Here is a 16,235-nt window from a genome sequence, read left to right on the forward strand (position 1 = left end):
TTAGTATCCTGGAGAACTTACTTTTGCCTGGATCGGCTTAGAGAATACGGAACCCGTTGCATTAAATTGAGAAAAAGACTTTACTCTAATATACCAAGTCCCAGCGGAACTCACCGTGATCGTTTTATAATTCGCAGTGTAAGGATCTCCTGCATACATAACATCTGCATCACAGGTTACCCCGGAATCTCCTTCCCCGCTAAAATCGGAACCTTTTTTATAACAAACTCTGTATGCCCCTGAGGCCATATGAACTGCCTGTTCTTTAGAATGCGCCCAAGTTACGATAATGTCCCTTCTTCCACCCGCCCCTGAAACGTTCAGAACGGAACTGGAAGCATTCCCACCTTTTCCATTATTCGTATTCAAAGTAACTGTAGCCGATTTGGAACCTACACTAGTGGGACTGAACTTAATTACGAAAGTGCTAGAGGCATTCGGCGCAAGACTCGTAACAGAAGGTTGAGTTACCGTAAATTCCCCCGGATCTGATCCACTTAAAACTACAGGAGTAGGCGGAAAATCTATATTAGAACTTCCTAAATTACGGATCGCAATCGTTTTACTGGAAGATATTACGCCAGGGAAAACACTTCCAAAAGAATAAGAGAATCCTGTACTACTAGTGATATCTCTGGAGATACTATTATTATCCGAATAAGTAACCGATATCTGAGGAACATTTCCGGAAGTTCCTACTCCGGAAAGTCCAAGAACATAACTCGGAATATTCGGATCATTGCTGTCGATCGAGACCGAGGCGGAAAATGTAGAAACGGAAAACGGATTAAAAGAGATCGTAAATGTATACGTTTTTTTAGGAGAGATCGTAATTGGAGAACCGTTCTCGTCGAACGAGCTTGCATCCGTTCCGCTCAGAGAAATATTAGAAATTACTAAATCTTGCTCTCCGCTGTTTTTAACCGTAATCGTTTTGGAAGAAGTTCCTCCGGAAGGAGCATAAAAATTGGTCTGAGCATTCGGAATAAAATTAAAACTACCTTCCGAGACCTGGATCCCAGGAGCAGGGGCGTCTGTTCCTGTCCCTTTCAAATAAAGAATATAAGTACCAATATTAGGATCGTCCGAATTGATGATCAAATATGCCGATTTTACACCTGCAGAGCTTGGCTGAAAACTGACTTGAAAAGAACTAGAATCCCCTTCCGCTAAACTTGTACTTGATGGTTGGGAATCGATCACATATTGAGAAGAATGAATTCCACTTTTGGATACCGAATCCGGATTTCCGGTCAGAGTAACGGTAAAGTTACCGTCATTCTCTATCACCAAAATATTAGAAGATGATGAACTAACTAAAACGGAACCTAATGAAAATGTGGAACCGGAAGAATATCTTTTACCTTCCGAATCGGAAACGTGCAAACCTTTGATTCCCGAAGAAGAAGGGAAAATGGGAAATATTTTCATTCCACCACCGCCCCCTCCGCAATTCCATTGGGGAAGGGTACCTGCCAAAACACAGAAGATAGAAATAAAACGATGATAACCTGAGCTCAATCTCGATTCCCTATTATTGTTATGTTGGAATTCCTACAAGGGAAACCCAATATAAGATATGACTTTACTAACAAATGGAGACTATGATTCTCCCATTTCTATTGCCGAATGTTTAGAAAGGTACGTCCAGAAAAATACGTTCTTAAAATCAGGAAGAATTGGCAGAATAATGCCAAAAAACGATCAAAAATAGGAACTTATAAGCGGAAAATTATCTTTGAGAAAACAAAAAGGGCCGCACAGGCGACCCTTTTTGTTTTTCATAAGAAGTGAACTTTATTTTTTGATCGGTTTATTCTTTCGTAAATTTTCTAGATCTGCTTCCGTTGGCTGACTAGTTTTTCTGAAATTTTCGAACCTTACTTTTTTCAAAGACTTAAGGACAGTATTTCCGATCTTCGTATCCGATTGGAATTTTTTCAAAAATGTCTCCACCTTCAACGGATCGGTCGAATAAAATCCATCTGTGTAACCTTTCACCGCAAATTTACGCAGCGAAGGATGTAGACTTTCTTGCTCTATCCGACTTCTTAAGAAGTTAGCCGAATCTTCCGTTTGATAATCTTTCAAAAGATAGATGGCTTTTTCTTTTACGTATATTCTAACTCCTGCTTCCTGAGAGATAGCGATCAGATATGGAACCGGATTGTTCGATATACGATCGATGCTTGCTTTCAGATCTGAGCTAGTCGAATGCCTAGTCAAAACTAAAGATTCCTTTATTTTAGAATATACATTAGAATCCAAATTTTGCGCTGCAATGGAGATTGGCAGCCCGAAGGCTACCAATCCGATCATTAAGAATGATTTTAACTTCATCTCTTTTTTCCTCTGTTAATAAGCCAGCGGGTTGAGTCTTAATAACCAACCTTGTTCGCCGGTAAGTTGTGTTTGAGAAGTTACTCCGTCACCTGCCCAGAACATTAGATTTGATGCTCCGGAATTGGTGAAGCCGGTACCGCTGCATTCACTTATGGATACCATTCCGTCAGTATTTGCATCGTTTGACTTATTACAGAATGGAGTATCGGACATAGCATCCTTATTGTATATCCCGAACGGCCAATTGCTTACGGAAGAAACAAGAGTGCTGTCAAATCCACCTCTCTCATTCGTATGGAACAATCCAAGGAAGTGACCCGCTTCATGAGCCATAGTGTCTCCCATGAACGTTAAGTCTGCGGCACTAAGTGCAGTTCCTGCAGTCCCGGATGTTCTATGAGGTTCTAAGAAGACAATCATACCTGCCTTTTTAGTTCCGACGACTCCCGGCAAACCTGGGATTCCGGATGCTATTCCTAATACACCACCTACTTCGCTTTCGCTCGCTGTAATGTAGATATTTAAACTATCCGCCGCCTGTGCACTTCCTGGATTCGTAACATACAACTTAGTAAGGGAACTGGCTACCGTTCCCGTATCGTCGCTTAGATCCGTTATATCTTGGAATTCAGCTGCACTAATGGACGTAGCGGAAAATTGAAGGTCTATCTTCACTGAGTTTTGACCATAGATATTAGTCATCCTATCAACAGCTTCCTGGACTCCAGCGACTGTATAAGTCGGGTAGGTTCCCTGAACGAAGATCAGATTTACCTTCATTTTCTTACGGTACGTCCATTCTTTGGAGAGTCCGCTGGAGCTTGTAGTTCCGGTAGTGGAGGTGAAAGACCTTTCTTCCAACAAGGATGGACTACAACTACGAACCACTCGGAAACTCGCATTCGCAGTAACAAAGCTTGTGAAAGAATCCAAAGCCACTAATGCTGTAGCGCTGGTGCTCGGTGAGAATGTCAACGAGCCTGTTCCAAAATCCTTATACAAGAATTCGGAAGTATTCCTGCCGTAAGGCCACATTCCGGAAATCGCAGTCGTTCCGATTCCGTCCCTGCCATAGAAACCGGTAGTTTCCGCAGAAGTCGCATAATAATATGCGTACATCAAGCTGCTCGATCCTGCACTCGCTTGGTCGGCATAGAAAAGAGCCGTCGGGAAGGCGGTTCCGGTCGTTAAGGAAATATTCGAACTTTCAAAAATACTTCCGAAGGTCGCATCATTTGTCGATTTTGTTCCGGTACTGATATCGAAACAAGGAGCAGTCGGCTCATTTCCGATCGCAGAAAGATTGATTACGTAACTGCTCTCATCCGAATCGTTATTTGCAATCGTCAAAGTCGCACTCTTCGTTCCCGTAGAAGTTGGAGAGAAGGTAACCGTGAAAGTAGAAGTTCCACTCGCTGCAACAGTTGCCGAAGGCTGAGAAGAAACGCTAAACATTGATGCGTCTGTTCCCCCAACAACCACTCGCGGGGTTCCGCTCAAGTTCAAGGTTGCCGTTCCAGTGTTCTCAACAGTAAACGTTGTAGTCGCACTAGTAGTTCCGATCCTGGTATCCGCGATGCCCGAATATGTTCCGGAGCTTGCAATATTTGTCGAACCTTGCTTCAAATTAATCTCGGGAACAGGCGTTGGAGTTCCGGTTCCAGTGATCGTGAAGTTATAAGGATTTTCATCCGAATCATTGTTTGCGATCGAAATAGACGCCGTTTTTGCACCTGTGGAAGTAGGAACAAATCGAACGGAGAAGGTTGTATTCGAAGAAGTAGCAACACTAGCAGTGCTTGGTTGAACAGTCACTTCGAATTGATCGGAATTGGTTCCGGTAATCTCCACGATTGGAGTTCCGGATAAGCTTAAAGAAGCAGTTCCTAAATTCTGGATCCTAAATTGGACCGCAGAACCCGCAACATTCTCTACTTGGCTTCCGAAATCGAAAGTACCGCTTCCATCCGCGATGTTTACGGAACCAGTGACTCTTTGTACGTTAATTTCTGGAACAGGAGTTGGAGTTCCGGTTCCGGAAAGACCGAACGTAAAATTCGGAGTACCTGCATCATCACTTGGGATAGTAATCGTAGCAGTTTTAGTCCCGGTAGAGGTCGGTGAGAATGTAACGGAAAATGTTGTGGAGCCGGAAACGGCAACGGAACTGTTAGTACCCGTAGTATCCAAACTATACTGGTCAGCATTTGTTCCAGTTAGAGTGATCGTACTTAAATTTAAAGCAGCATCCCCTAAATTGTTGATCGTAAAAGAAACCGCTGTTCCGCTCGTATTCTCTTGGACACTTGTAAAAGTATGAACGCTCGACCCACTGGTAAGAGTAGTGGATCCCCTTCTTACTTGGATATCCGGAGCAGGTGCAGGGTTTGCAGTTCCGCTAAGATTCAAAATAAAAGTAGGAGTATTCGGATCGTTAGATGCTATTTGCAATTGAGCCGATTTCGTTCCGGTTGGCGAAGATGGAGAAAAAGTCACAGTGAACTCGGTAGTTTCCCCAGGATCTAAAACATTATCAGTACCTGATTGATCTATCGTGAATTGCGCTGCTTCTGCCCCCGTTTTCGCAACGATCGGAGTATTAGTCAGATTTAAAGTTAACTCACCGTTATTTTGGATCGTAAAAACACGGGCAGTACTACTTTCCGTAATTTTTACACTTCCTAAATTTTCGGTGGAACCGTCAGATACGGACGTTACCGTACCACTTCCTCTGTAAACCCGAATAGTAGGATCAGGATTTGGAGGTTCTACAGTTTCGCCAGGCGGCAAAAACAAAGGCCCCTTTCCTCCACCCTTCGGACAATTTACAAAGGAGAAAAGAATAACAAGAGTTAGAATACTCTTGAGAAAAAATGTCGTAAACCGTTTCATATCGGAACTTTTCGACCTCTCTATTTCCAAATTAAATAGCACCAAAACCCCGACGGGGTTAAAATGCCTTCTTCCTACGTTAGTAAAAACTGTATACAACTCAGACAAAAGTTCCAAAAAAATTATCGAATTTGTATAATTAATCCGCGTTAGTGGAATTTTTTTTTAAATTCCACTTAGTATACGGAAAGTTATTTGCACTTTGGATGATTTTCATCAAAATCAGATACCCCAAATAGGATAAAAAAATTTTATATGTCGGCTAACGTTGACGAGAGAATAAGAATCATTAAAAAGATCATCTATCTTTAGCTATTCGGGCTACTGGAAAACCCACCGCGATACGAGGGTCCCTTCTCCCTGAAAAAGAAAAATAAAGGGGTTTTGAAACGGGATTGTGATAATTTTGGAAAGAAAAAATTTCGATATTTTGCTTTGGATTGCCTTATAAAGTAAAAATACTTGTACCTTGAAATCCTGTATATACCGATAGGTAGTAAGAACCAAAAAACCTCGTCCAATAGAGATTTATGACCCTTAGAAAATATTCCGTCTTCCTCTATATTTCGGTTTTATTCTTCCAATCCCCCGTTTTTGCCTTGGGAACTTATTCGGAAGGCTGGACTGTCGCAAAATTGATCCAATTCGAGAGTCGAGGCATCGTCTACGAGTCCTATGAGGGTGTGATAGAAGTACTTACCTACGATCCTGCCGAAGAATGTGACGAAGCTAGGGACGAATGTTTTATGCCTATGCGCAGAAAGGCAAATATCAGTGTCCGCCCGGAAAATGCGGATGTAGTAAACTTTCTGATGAAAAATCTGAACCAGACAATAGTCGTCCAATTCAATATTCACAGGATCCAGCCGATTTCTCTTTCAAGCAGCATCGAAATAATAAGCGCGCAATATCAGGAAAATATAATACCTCATACAACCCCCGTAAAAGATCCAAGCGGAAGAATTACTGTTTGGGTCCAGGCACATGATACTTCTCATCCGATCGATAAGATGGTAACTCGTAAGACCGGTGGAAAAAGAAACTTCTCCGTTATGGGAAGGATCCTAAGTCTAGAATACAAAGGAACTATTGTCGGAACGTACGAAGGTCTTTATATGGATGAGTCAAAGGGCAGAATTCATCCGTTCTCCATAACTTCCGAAGAAATGGCGGAATTCGCCTGGAAAGCAATGAAATATACAGGCAAATACTATTTGGGAGTTTCAGTGGCCTTTGTAACTGGGGTTAGGGAATCACATTACGATATATTTGAGATCAATTTTAGGGAACCGGCAGGTTCTCAGGAAAAACCTAAAAACTAAAATTAGTTAAGTAAGATTTAGAATCCGAATTGAATTGTCTGCTAACCAAATAACCTTCGTTTCCGGTTAGAACAAGTACCTCTATATTACCAGAAAAATTTCCCGGCAGATCTTCTCTGATATAAACTTTAGCATCCGCTAGTTCTAGTGGCGCTTCCAATCCGAAATGAAAGATGTCCCAAGCTAATTCCTCTTTCCAAAAACTTTCATCTACTTGGTTACTCTCCTTCCAACCTTGTTTCAGAAAACGTTCGGGAGAAATTTTTAAATTAAAATGGGCATATACGTTATGATCGGAAGGTTCAGCGAAAATTCTCAAATTTTGAGTATCAGCTAACTTATGGGTCTCTACATAATATACAGCACCTTTCTCCATTCCTAAAGAAGGGTCCTGGATCTCATACAGATCTCCCTCACAATTCGAACTCAGTATAAACGAAAGCACGAACAGTAGGGAATAAACGAAATGTCTGAAAGAGAGGCCCATATATTCTATTATACGAAAATAATTAACATTGAGGGACAGGGTTTTTTTCGGAATTTCGCAAGAAAATCCATTTGGAAAAAAATTTCTTATGTCCATAGGCGACTAAATTCTAATCCAAATGATCTATAAATCGGATTAGGTATTTTACAAGTTCCTTCTATTTTCCGACTTGACAAAACTTTCAAACTATTTCGATGTCTAAATAAATGAAGCCGGAGTATGTAATTCATTTATTATCCAGGACCAGAGACCGGATCCAAAAACATTTGTCCGAAGAATTCCTAAAACAAGGGATCCAGGATCTGGTACCTGCCCATGGCGGAGTACTTTTTGTTTTGGGAAAAGAAGGCCCACTTACGATGAGCGAGTTGGCAAAGTTATTAGATAGAACCAATTCCACAGTGACGGCTCTTTTGGACAAAATGGAGGATTACGACTATATAAAAAGATCCAAACCGTACGAGGACGAAAGAGTAACTTCGGCAGAATTAACGGAAAAGGGAAAACAAACACTAGAAAAAGTGCAAAGAGCTTCCAAAGCGACACTCACAAAGCTGAGTCAAAATCTAGAGCCGGGAGAAAAAGAGGAATTCATGCGGATTTTAAGTAAAATCCATTCGAGTTTCGATCCTTAACGGGAATTTTTTGCATTAATATTTCGACATCGAAATAAATAGGAGAAGGATATGTTAGAGGGAAAAACTGCTGTCATCACCGGATCGGCTAGAGGGATAGGAAAAGTAATCGCAAAAATGTTTTTGGAAAGAGGTTCCAAAGTTATTCTTTCCGATCTAGAAGATTCAAATTGTGAGCAAACTGCGGATGAATTGGCGAGGATTAATCCGGAGAGAGTCTTCTGGAAAACCTGTGATGTGACTTCCAAAAATCAAAACAAGGAATTGGCGGAATTTGCAATCGAGAAAACCGGAGCCTTGGATATTTGGATCAATAATGCCGGAGTCGTCCAAGACGATCTACTCTTGAGAATGTCCGAGGAAAAATGGGAGAAAGTACATTCCGTAAATTTGAAAGCCGCCTTCTTCGGAATCCAAACGGCGGCAAAGTTTATGCTAAAGAATGAATCAGGTAGGATCGTAAATATTGGTTCTGTTTCAGGATTTTACGGTAACGCAGGTCAGGCAAACTATTCTTCGGCAAAAGCAGGACTATTTGCTCTCACAAAATCCGCCGCAAGGGAACTCGCTTCCAGAAATATAACCGTGAACTGTGTGGCTTCCGGTTTTATCAACAATCGATTTGCCGAGCATGTTCCGGAAAAAATTAGAAATTCTATCTTGGATTCCATTCCTTTAAAAATCAAAAGAAATCCGGAAGAAGCGGTCGGCTCTGCAGTCGCTTTCCTAGCTTCCGAAGAAGCGGATTGGATTACCGGAGCAACTCTCCGAGTAGACGGAGGTATGTTGATCGGATTTTAGACCGTTTGCTCATTTGGCAGTTTTACGAACAGGTTAGAAAAGAATTCAAAAAATTTCTTGCCTGTTCTTTTGTAAGAAGTGATTTAACTCTTTAGATTCTTTTCTTCTTATTTTATGAATGCTCTTACAAAATATTGCCAATATGTTCTTTCGCTTGAAAAGGATCAAGATCCGGAAAATAAAATCTATCACGACACGGAATACGGTTTTACCCTAAGATCGGACGATGAATTATTCGGCAGGCTAATCTTAGAGATCAACCAGGCAGGTCTTTCTTGGACCACGATCTTAAAAAAGAAGGAAAACTTCCGTAAGGCTTATAAAAACTTCTCTATTAAAAAGATCTCAAAGTTTTCCGAAAAAGATTTCAATCGCCTTATGAACGATGCAGGGATCATCCGGAACAGACTTAAAATAAACGCCGCCATTCATAATGCGAACGTAATTGTCGGTCTCCAAAAGGAATTCGGAAGTTTCCATGATTGGTTGTATTCGCATCATCCCAAATCATTGGAAGAATGGACCAAACTATTCAAAAAAACTTTCGTGTTCGTTGGTGGGGAGATAGTGAACGAATTTTTAATGAGCACAGGTTATTTAGAAGGAGCTCATGGTCCGGGTTGCCCGATCTATAAGAAAGCCTTAAAGTCCATGCCTGCCTGGAATTCTAAATAGATCTATCATGCAAAAATGAAATCCTTCCTCCTTTCAAAAAAATCCAATGCTGAATTCGAATCTTACTAATCGGCTCCGAAAATCAGGTTTTCTGCTGGTAGACTATCCTAGCCCATTATAAAATAACTTTCCAAGCAAATGAAAGGTAAGTTGTTCTCATTTTCCATTCTTTTCTGTTTCGCGATCAGTTTTCCTTTTTTTATAGGAGCTCAGCCCGAGAGTAAGACAGTTTGTTTAAACTGGGAAAAAAATTTTCCCAAAATAGATTCCAAACTATATTTAGAGATCAGCGGGTTAGAATTGATCCTAAATCCTCCTTCCGGCGCGACTATGAGAAGCAGAAGACCGGGAGAGCTAGTTCCCGTCATTCACGGATCTTATAAAATCGAAGGAAACAAATTAGTTCTGATCGAATTTCCGTACGAACCTTCCGATCCTGACGAGTGTTCTTTCAATTGTAAGGAACAATCACTTACTCTTCGGGCCAATCGAAATGTTGAGGAAGTATTCGATACTTGTTTCAAATCATGCAAGGACAATACGAATTTCAAATACGGAAAGGATAAGTTCAAACTACATTTGAAATTTAAGATTTACAGGGATGAATCGGATACTTTACGGATAGATTCAGTTTCTTATAGAGATCTGAATCCGGTCACAGGAAAGTTGGTTTATTCATTTCCTCATTATTTCGCAGGCGACCTGGTAGAGTGCGCTAATTCCATTTGGGATTAATATATTCTTAAAATATAATATTACTTATCCAAGGATAAAAGTGCTTTTTCTAGTCGATGGATATGTTTAAAGTCGCCTGACATTCCATATAATTGTAACGCACCTTGATAATAAAAAAGGATACTTTCGGAAATTTCCTTTAACTCGGACTCGGTTTTTGACTTTTTAGAATTCCAAGTAAATCCTTTTAAACACAGTTCGAAATCCTGGACCCAACGATTTAATGCGACTTTTACAAAATCCGAGATCTCAGGTTCGTCATGTGTTTGATTGGATAAATTTGCGTAAGGACAACCGTAAATATACGTATTTTTCAGTCCTCTTCTCAACATTTTCATCCAAGATCGGATAAAGTCCGAATATCTTTTTTCTTTTGCAGCAATCTTTTTAACAAAACCTAATATAGCTTCTTCTTGTTCCAAAAGATAAGCCTTACCCAGATCCCTTTTTGAGGGAAAATGGATGTACAAGCTCTTCTTAAAGGCACCCGCTTCGTCTAAAATTTCGTTTATTCCCGTATTCGGATAACCCTTGGAATAGAACAATTTAAACGCCGCCTGGAGGATCCTGTCCTTGGCCGGATCTTCCGATCGAATTAAGTCCTTTTGGATTCTCATCTTTTTTCTCTTCCGATTATAATTATGGTAGACTGATTTGTCTACCATAATTTATTCTGGAATTTACGAAGTAGACCATTTTGTCTACCGGAGGCTTTTTATGAGGCTCATGGAAAAAACAGATAAGATCAGCACATCCTTCACCGTTCCTGTCCGTAAATCCGACATAGATGTAAACGGACATGTAAATAATGGTACCTACCAAAGTTATTTTGAAGAAGCAAGGATCAAAACATTCCAACTTTTAAAAGAAGAAGGAGAAACAATCCTTAGTTCAGACCGCTTAGTAGTCCGCCAATGCGAGATAGAATACAAAGCAGAGTTAAAATATCCGGAAGATGCAGTAGTGACTACGAACATTCTTCACTCCGATCCCGAATCGACGGAGATTATACAGGAAATTTTCCGCTCTTCCGATTCAACATTGGTATGTAAGGCAAGATTTGTGATGAGCCTTTTTAACGATTCGGAAGAGGTCTTTTATTCGGAAGAGGATTATCCGTATGCCTTCTATCATCCGATCAGCGTAGGCTGGGCGGAGATGGATCCGGAAGGTAAGGTAAATCTAGAAACAATCCAGTATTATCTAGACGATGCAAGGATCCGCTCTTCTTATCAATGCGGATTGGATTTACATGCATTACAGGCAAAAGGGATCGGTCCGGTTGTTTACAAAGCCGAATTAAACTATTTCGACTCTATGGGTTTTCCGGAAAATTTTGTGATCGTAACTGTGTATCAAAAAGCGGAGAAGAATAGATTGGCATTTCGACATGATGTATTCTCTAAAAAGACAAAAAAATTGATCCTTACTTCTTTAGTGCAAGGACTCTTTATGGATCTAAAGAGAAAAAGACCCCACCAATTCACTGAAGAAGAAAAGAAAATGATATTTAGTGTGAAAACTAAGCCTATCTTCGATTGAATTTATGATTTGAATTATAGCTAACAAAAAGAGAGGTTAGCTTCAATGAGATTCGAACATTGGAGCCCTCTCCATTTTATTATTCTTTTTCTCACGGCTTTCCTCGGTTTCGGACTCCCGTACTTCTCTAAAAAGTTCGCTTCTCCCAAAGTTAAGAATACGATAGGGTATGTACTTGGGACTATTCTTCTTTTAAATTATTTGGTTTATGTAATATATCGAATCGATTCGGGATATTGGCAGATACGTTATGATCTTCCTATGGAGTTTTGTAATTGGTCCGCAATCGTAACCTCTCTGGCGCTTTTTACTCGAAACAGGACTCTTGCGGAACTTTCCTATTTTTGGGTAATTGCAGGTTCCATGCAAGGGGTTATTACTCCGGATCTTTCAGTTACATTTCCTCATATCTACTTTTTTATATTCTTTATAGCTCATTCCGGCCTGGTCATTGCCACTCTTTATGTTGTATTTGGCCTGGAGCTCATCCCCAGAAAAGGTGCAGTTCTTCGAGCCGTTCTTTACGCGCAGATCTACGTTATTGTTGCTTTGATTATAGATTTTGCTTTAGACGCTAATTATGGATATATGAGAGAAAAATCGGCAGCAGGCTCTTTAATGGATTATTTAGGTCCATGGCCTATTTATATTCTTTGGATGCAGGCTTTAGGAGTGATCCTTTTCACCATATTATATCTTCCATTCTGGAAGAAAAATGCAGAATCGAAATATTAAACAAGAATGGTGTAAATCAGCAAAGATCGGCAATTCAGCCGAAAAAACAAGACGACTATTCAGATTCTATTCTTTCTACAGCGTCTACCGGAATGATCAAGTTTCCATCCGGTCTTAATACTACATAGAAGCTATCTTGCTGGTAAATTATCCCTCTTTCCATCGATCCATCCTTTAGATAGAGAATACGGACTTCTTGGGAGATAACATGTGAAGCACTCGGACCTTTACTATTTAAAATGTCCGTAATGGATGACTTGTCCACCTTCTTGACCAACTCCATCAATTGTTCTCTTTCCTTCAGATCTTTGGGAGGGAAACGAACCATACTTGCAAATTTTCTTTCCAAATCCGCTTTTTCATCCGGAAGGATCTTTTTTAGGGAATTTTTAAGCTCTTTAGGAGAGATCAAGAAAGGGTCCTTAGGAAGCGAATCCACATGAGGTTTCAAACTCTTAATGAGAGTTTCGTCCAACTGAGCGCTAGGTAAGGATTTTTTACCGGCCTTAATCGAGTCTTCGATCTTTTTAAGGCCTTTTATTTTTGCAGGAGAGAATCCCTTCCATGCAAGTTGTTGTCCAGATTCTAATATTACTTGTTGTTTATCGAATAAGATCGGATATTCTTTTTCAAGTAGCGCAATTTCTTCTTTCGTCAACCAACTTGAGACCGATTCCCAGAAAATGGCTCCTCCGGACTCTAATCTCGCTTTTCCTTCTAATACTTTTACGGATAAAGAAGAATCAGTACGTCCTTTGTTGATAGAGACTTTTGTTCCTTCTAAGACCAATCTAAAGTCATCAGAACCAATAGAAATATTTTCCGAATCTTTCGGGCCTTGGCTGTCCATAAGAATTGTTCCGTATCCAAGGGATACATGAATAGCATTTTCCTGACGTTCCGCAGTGAAGTCCGTGTCAGGTAGGGCTCTAAGAGTCACACTCCTTTTACCTTCTAACTGAACATCACAAACGGAAGATTTTCCGGATACGATCCGTTTTCCGGAGACATCTTCGCCTGCTTGGGAAGTTTTACCTTCGATAGAACAATCGCCGTAAGAATAAGTGAACTTATCCAAAGTAGCTTCGCCCTTTTTGATCCGGGAACTCTGATAGAAGTATATTCCAAAACTTGCAAATACCAAAGCTGCCGCTGCGAGATAGATCCTAGGTTTAGGGAAAGGGAGAACTGTTTTAGAGGAAGTTTGAGGAGAAATGTTTTTTAACTCCTGGGAAGCGCTAGGAGTTCTGAGTTGGGATTGGATCTGGGTAAGTCTTCGGTATTCCACCGCTCTTTCAGGGTCCTTTAATACGATCTCCAAAAGTTGTTTTTTCCCTGCAGCATCCAGCTCGCCGGAAAGATATGACTCTAGTAGGTCTTCGAAACTATTTGACTGTTGAGTATCTAATGCCATCTTATAGTCCGATCCCTTCCGCTTCAAGATGTGTTCTTAATAATCTGAACGCACTAAGCAAACGACGACTAACGGTTCTCTCCGATATTCCGAGAGTATCCGCAGTTTCCTTGAGAGTTTTCTTTTGGATTTCCTTCAGTAATATTATACTCTTCTCAGGCTCAGGAAGACGCGAAACCCCATCTTTTAATGCTAAATTTAAAGAATTTTTCTCCAATTCAAGAGGATCCTCATGGTTCCCCCCTGAGAGTTCCGGAAAATTCTCTACATTAATTGAGACGTTCCCCGTCTCCTTCTTTGTACGATTGAAATGTTTAAAATAGAGGTTTTTAGCGATGGTACAAGACCAAGAGGAGAAACTACCTCTCTCTGGATCGAATCTATCCATGACCTCGAAGGCCTTCAAAAATGTCTCTTGAGTCAAATCTTCGGCAATTTCGGGATTTCCTGAGAGTTTTAGCAGGAAATGGTACACAGTATTCTTGCAGGACTCGTAAAGAGTGATAAATTCCTGTTGGGAAAGACCTTGCATTTTTTGTTCAGTAGGACCGAAAAAAAGGATTTCTGCTAATTTTTGGGATATTCCGATTCTGCGGAAGCGAAAAAAATAAGGCCCCCGAAAATCGAGAGCCCTACTCTTTTTACAGAACACAGCGGTTTCCCGCAGGTAATTTTAGCGTAAGAACTGGAACTTTTCGTTATCCGTCCAAGCACATGGCCATTGGATCAGGAGACCTCCATCCCCAGTCGCTCCGCCGGCGATGTCCCAACACTGGCTGCTATGTTTTGCCTGAAGAGCAAAGAATCCATCTCCGTAAGAGAGCAATTGGAATCTTTGGTTGTTTCCGCTACCGCAAGAATATTGGATTACATTCATTCCTGCCGCAGTCGATCCTCCCTTCACATCCATACATTTGCCGCTATGTTTTGCGATAAACTTGAAGTATCCATCTCCAGTAGATTCAAGTAACCATTTTTGGTTATCCTGATTTACGTTCGTCCATTGCCAGATATTGGTGTTGTCGGAAGTGCTCACACCGGAAACATCCAATACTTTGCCGCTATGTTTTGCGGAAATCGCAGAATAATCCGAACCGGTCGGATCGTTTACGAAAGGAATATTTCCTCCCACGGAAGACTTATCACATCCATCGGATCCGCAACCCGCACGGGAACGCCAGTCCCCTCTTTCCATCGGATGACCGATCCCGTCGAAACAAGCCGATCCTTCACAATTCATCCAGCTAGGAGCATCTCCGCCTCTTCTCAATTTAACTAAATTGTTCCAAGTATCCTGGTGATAATCGTTGCTCCCCGGATTTCTGAAATCTTCGAAGTATAAACAACCGCCTGATCCACCGTCATCATGGAAAGATCCGTGCGCATTCTTACCAACATAACCGACAGGATGAGTACCGTTCACAACTTCAAAGTTCCCGATTTCTTTGGAATACCATCCGGAGTGTTGAGACCAAGCAACTCGTTTCATTTGTCCGTTTACTACGAGTACACTCATTCCTTCCCAGTCAGCGGCGTGACTTCCGAAGCTTAGGAAACAAGTACTTTGCCAAGCATAGAAGAACCAGTATCTAAGAAGAACTGCATTTGTTCCGACAGGAGAAGCTTCGTAGAAAATAGGTACTTGGTTGTTTGCAATAGTGGAATAATCCTTATTACAAAGATTTTGAGCGGGAACCCCGGCAGCTCTCTGAGTGTAATAGGTCTGAGGATCGCTAGTGAAACATTTACCAGAATCTCCCGAACCTGTAGTAGTCTCTTGATCGAATCTCAAACGCGGAGCAAATTGTTGTGCCAACGCGTCGTAGTCGACACTTGGTCCACCGTTATCGGCTTGGCAAAGATATAAGCTCATATTGTCGCAATAACGACCATTACAGCTTGCGCCAGCGATATACATGGATTCAGGAGCTACGAATTTCCCGCCGTCCTCCTCAGAGATGCCGGAAGTCCAATAACAATTATTCCTTACTCCATTATTGTTCAATTGAGAACATTTCAAGGAAACGTTATCGCAATAACTTCCGGAACATTTGATCCCGGTAACAAACGCGTTATTATCACAAACACGATAGTTTGTACCTTCTTCCGAAAACCAATCTGTCCACCAGCTATTGGTGTGAGTATATCCGGATTCGCTTGCTAGAAGATTTATATCATCGCAATAACGACCGCTGCATCGTAAACCGCGGGTTAAAAACGTTGGCCCTGTTTCGATCGGATTCGCACCATCGGTGGTCCAATTCAACCAATGGGGAGGAAAAATCTCATTATGAAAATAAGTGCTGGCTGCTGCGCTAAATAACTTAGATCCATTTCCGCTTTTAGAAGGAAGAAGGCTAGAAAGCACTCCTAACTCCGCTCCGTTCGACGAGGACTTATCGCTACAAGCCACAAATGACCCGCTGATAAGCCCGATGATTACCAGAGTATATACACCCCGGATGATGATTCTCTTCATTAAGATCCCTCTTTAGTTTTAATGTGGAGGTTTATGTATTTAAACGATAGGATAGTATAGGCACCTTAATTCTCACTTATTTTCGAAACTAGATAATATAATTTCTGAAATAAATAAAATTTTTATTTCGAAAGCTTGTTCGATTTTAATGAATAAAGTTCGTTCTATATTTAAC

At 40.9% G+C, this 16,235-nt stretch carries 15 protein-coding genes; 7 read left to right on the top strand and 8 right to left on the bottom strand.

All coding sequences use genetic code 11. The annotated features are described in order from the left end of the window. The 3 genes from LEP1GSC192_RS07640 to LEP1GSC192_RS19255 form a co-directional block, all read right to left on the bottom strand. Positions 1-1,431: a choice-of-anchor D domain-containing protein gene (locus LEP1GSC192_RS07640; protein WP_232420983.1), complete on the bottom strand. Its 1,431-nt coding sequence runs from the start codon at positions 1,429-1,431 to the stop codon at positions 1-3. Positions 1,432-1,797: 366 nt separating this feature from the next. After that, positions 1,798-2,340, bottom strand: a complete 543-nt coding sequence (locus LEP1GSC192_RS07645; RefSeq protein ID WP_020769058.1) for a hypothetical protein — start codon at positions 2,338-2,340, stop codon at positions 1,798-1,800. Between the two features lie 15 nt (positions 2,341-2,355). Beyond that, entirely contained in the window at positions 2,356-5,235 is a 2,880-nt protein-coding gene (locus LEP1GSC192_RS19255) for a choice-of-anchor D domain-containing protein (protein WP_052005210.1), read from the bottom strand. 530 nt (positions 5,236-5,765) lie between these two features. Between LEP1GSC192_RS19255 and LEP1GSC192_RS07655 the strand changes: the two genes are divergently transcribed. Beyond that, positions 5,766-6,557, top strand: a complete 792-nt coding sequence (locus LEP1GSC192_RS07655; protein WP_020769043.1) for a hypothetical protein — start codon at positions 5,766-5,768, stop codon at positions 6,555-6,557. Here the strand turns inward: LEP1GSC192_RS07655 and LEP1GSC192_RS07660 are convergent. Continuing rightward, positions 6,547-7,044, bottom strand: coding sequence for a hypothetical protein (locus LEP1GSC192_RS07660; protein WP_020769173.1), 498 nt, complete (start codon positions 7,042-7,044; stop codon positions 6,547-6,549). The two genes, LEP1GSC192_RS07655 and LEP1GSC192_RS07660, sit on opposite strands and share 11 nt — an antisense overlap. A gap of 206 nt (positions 7,045-7,250) precedes the next feature. On the opposite strand from LEP1GSC192_RS07660, the gene LEP1GSC192_RS07665 reads away from it, so the two are divergent. The 4 genes from LEP1GSC192_RS07665 to LEP1GSC192_RS07680 all read left to right on the top strand — a co-directional run bounded on the left by LEP1GSC192_RS07665 (position 7,251) and on the right by LEP1GSC192_RS07680 (position 9,890). Further along, on the top strand, positions 7,251-7,679 hold the full coding sequence (locus LEP1GSC192_RS07665; protein ID WP_020769366.1) for a MarR family winged helix-turn-helix transcriptional regulator: 429 nt from the start codon (positions 7,251-7,253) through the stop codon (positions 7,677-7,679). A 51-nt stretch (positions 7,680-7,730) separates the two neighbouring features. Then, a complete protein-coding gene (locus LEP1GSC192_RS07670; RefSeq protein WP_020769233.1) occupies positions 7,731-8,480 on the top strand; it encodes a glucose 1-dehydrogenase in 750 nt (249 codons plus the stop codon). 114 nt (positions 8,481-8,594) lie between these two features. Then, a complete protein-coding gene (locus LEP1GSC192_RS07675) occupies positions 8,595-9,155 on the top strand; it encodes a DNA-3-methyladenine glycosylase I (protein WP_020769236.1) in 561 nt (186 codons plus the stop codon). Between the two features lie 138 nt (positions 9,156-9,293). Next, the gene (locus LEP1GSC192_RS07680) at positions 9,294-9,890 is read left to right on the top strand and encodes a hypothetical protein (RefSeq protein ID WP_020769364.1); all 597 of its coding nucleotides are present in this window, start codon (positions 9,294-9,296) and stop codon (positions 9,888-9,890) included. 20 nt (positions 9,891-9,910) lie between these two features. Here the strand turns inward: LEP1GSC192_RS07680 and LEP1GSC192_RS07685 are convergent, their stop codons facing one another. After that, positions 9,911-10,507 carry a TetR/AcrR family transcriptional regulator gene (locus tag LEP1GSC192_RS07685; RefSeq protein WP_020769033.1) on the bottom strand — a complete coding sequence of 199 codons (597 nt, stop codon included), beginning with the start codon at positions 10,505-10,507 and terminating at the stop codon, positions 9,911-9,913. A 100-nt stretch (positions 10,508-10,607) separates the two neighbouring features. Between LEP1GSC192_RS07685 and LEP1GSC192_RS07690 the strand changes: the two genes are divergently transcribed. Both LEP1GSC192_RS07690 and LEP1GSC192_RS07695 read left to right on the top strand, forming a co-directional pair. Continuing rightward, positions 10,608-11,432 (top strand): thioesterase family protein, encoded by an 825-nt coding sequence (locus tag LEP1GSC192_RS07690; RefSeq protein WP_020769214.1) that lies wholly within the window; start codon positions 10,608-10,610, stop codon positions 11,430-11,432. A gap of 45 nt (positions 11,433-11,477) precedes the next feature. Next, complete coding sequence (locus LEP1GSC192_RS07695; protein ID WP_020769293.1) at positions 11,478-12,167, top strand: TIGR02206 family membrane protein; 690 nt, start codon at positions 11,478-11,480, stop codon at positions 12,165-12,167. Between the two features lie 55 nt (positions 12,168-12,222). Here LEP1GSC192_RS07695 and LEP1GSC192_RS07700 read toward each other — a convergent pair whose 3' ends face one another. From LEP1GSC192_RS07700 to LEP1GSC192_RS07710, 3 genes are all read right to left on the bottom strand, one after another. Beyond that, on the bottom strand, positions 12,223-13,581 hold the full coding sequence (locus LEP1GSC192_RS07700) for a FecR domain-containing protein (RefSeq protein ID WP_020769064.1): 1,359 nt from the start codon (positions 13,579-13,581) through the stop codon (positions 12,223-12,225). Between the two features lies 1 nt (position 13,582). Next, the gene (locus tag LEP1GSC192_RS07705) at positions 13,583-14,113 is read right to left on the bottom strand and encodes an RNA polymerase sigma factor (protein ID WP_036089357.1); all 531 of its coding nucleotides are present in this window, start codon (positions 14,111-14,113) and stop codon (positions 13,583-13,585) included. Positions 14,114-14,254: 141 nt separating this feature from the next. Beyond that, complete coding sequence (locus LEP1GSC192_RS07710) at positions 14,255-16,060, bottom strand: RICIN domain-containing protein (RefSeq protein WP_232420984.1); 1,806 nt, start codon at positions 16,058-16,060, stop codon at positions 14,255-14,257. Positions 16,061-16,235 lie beyond the last annotated feature (175 nt).

It is taken from the genome of Leptospira sp. B5-022, assembly GCF_000347035.1.
GTDB classification, from domain to species: Bacteria; Spirochaetota; Leptospiria; order Leptospirales; family Leptospiraceae; genus Leptospira_B; species Leptospira_B cinconiae.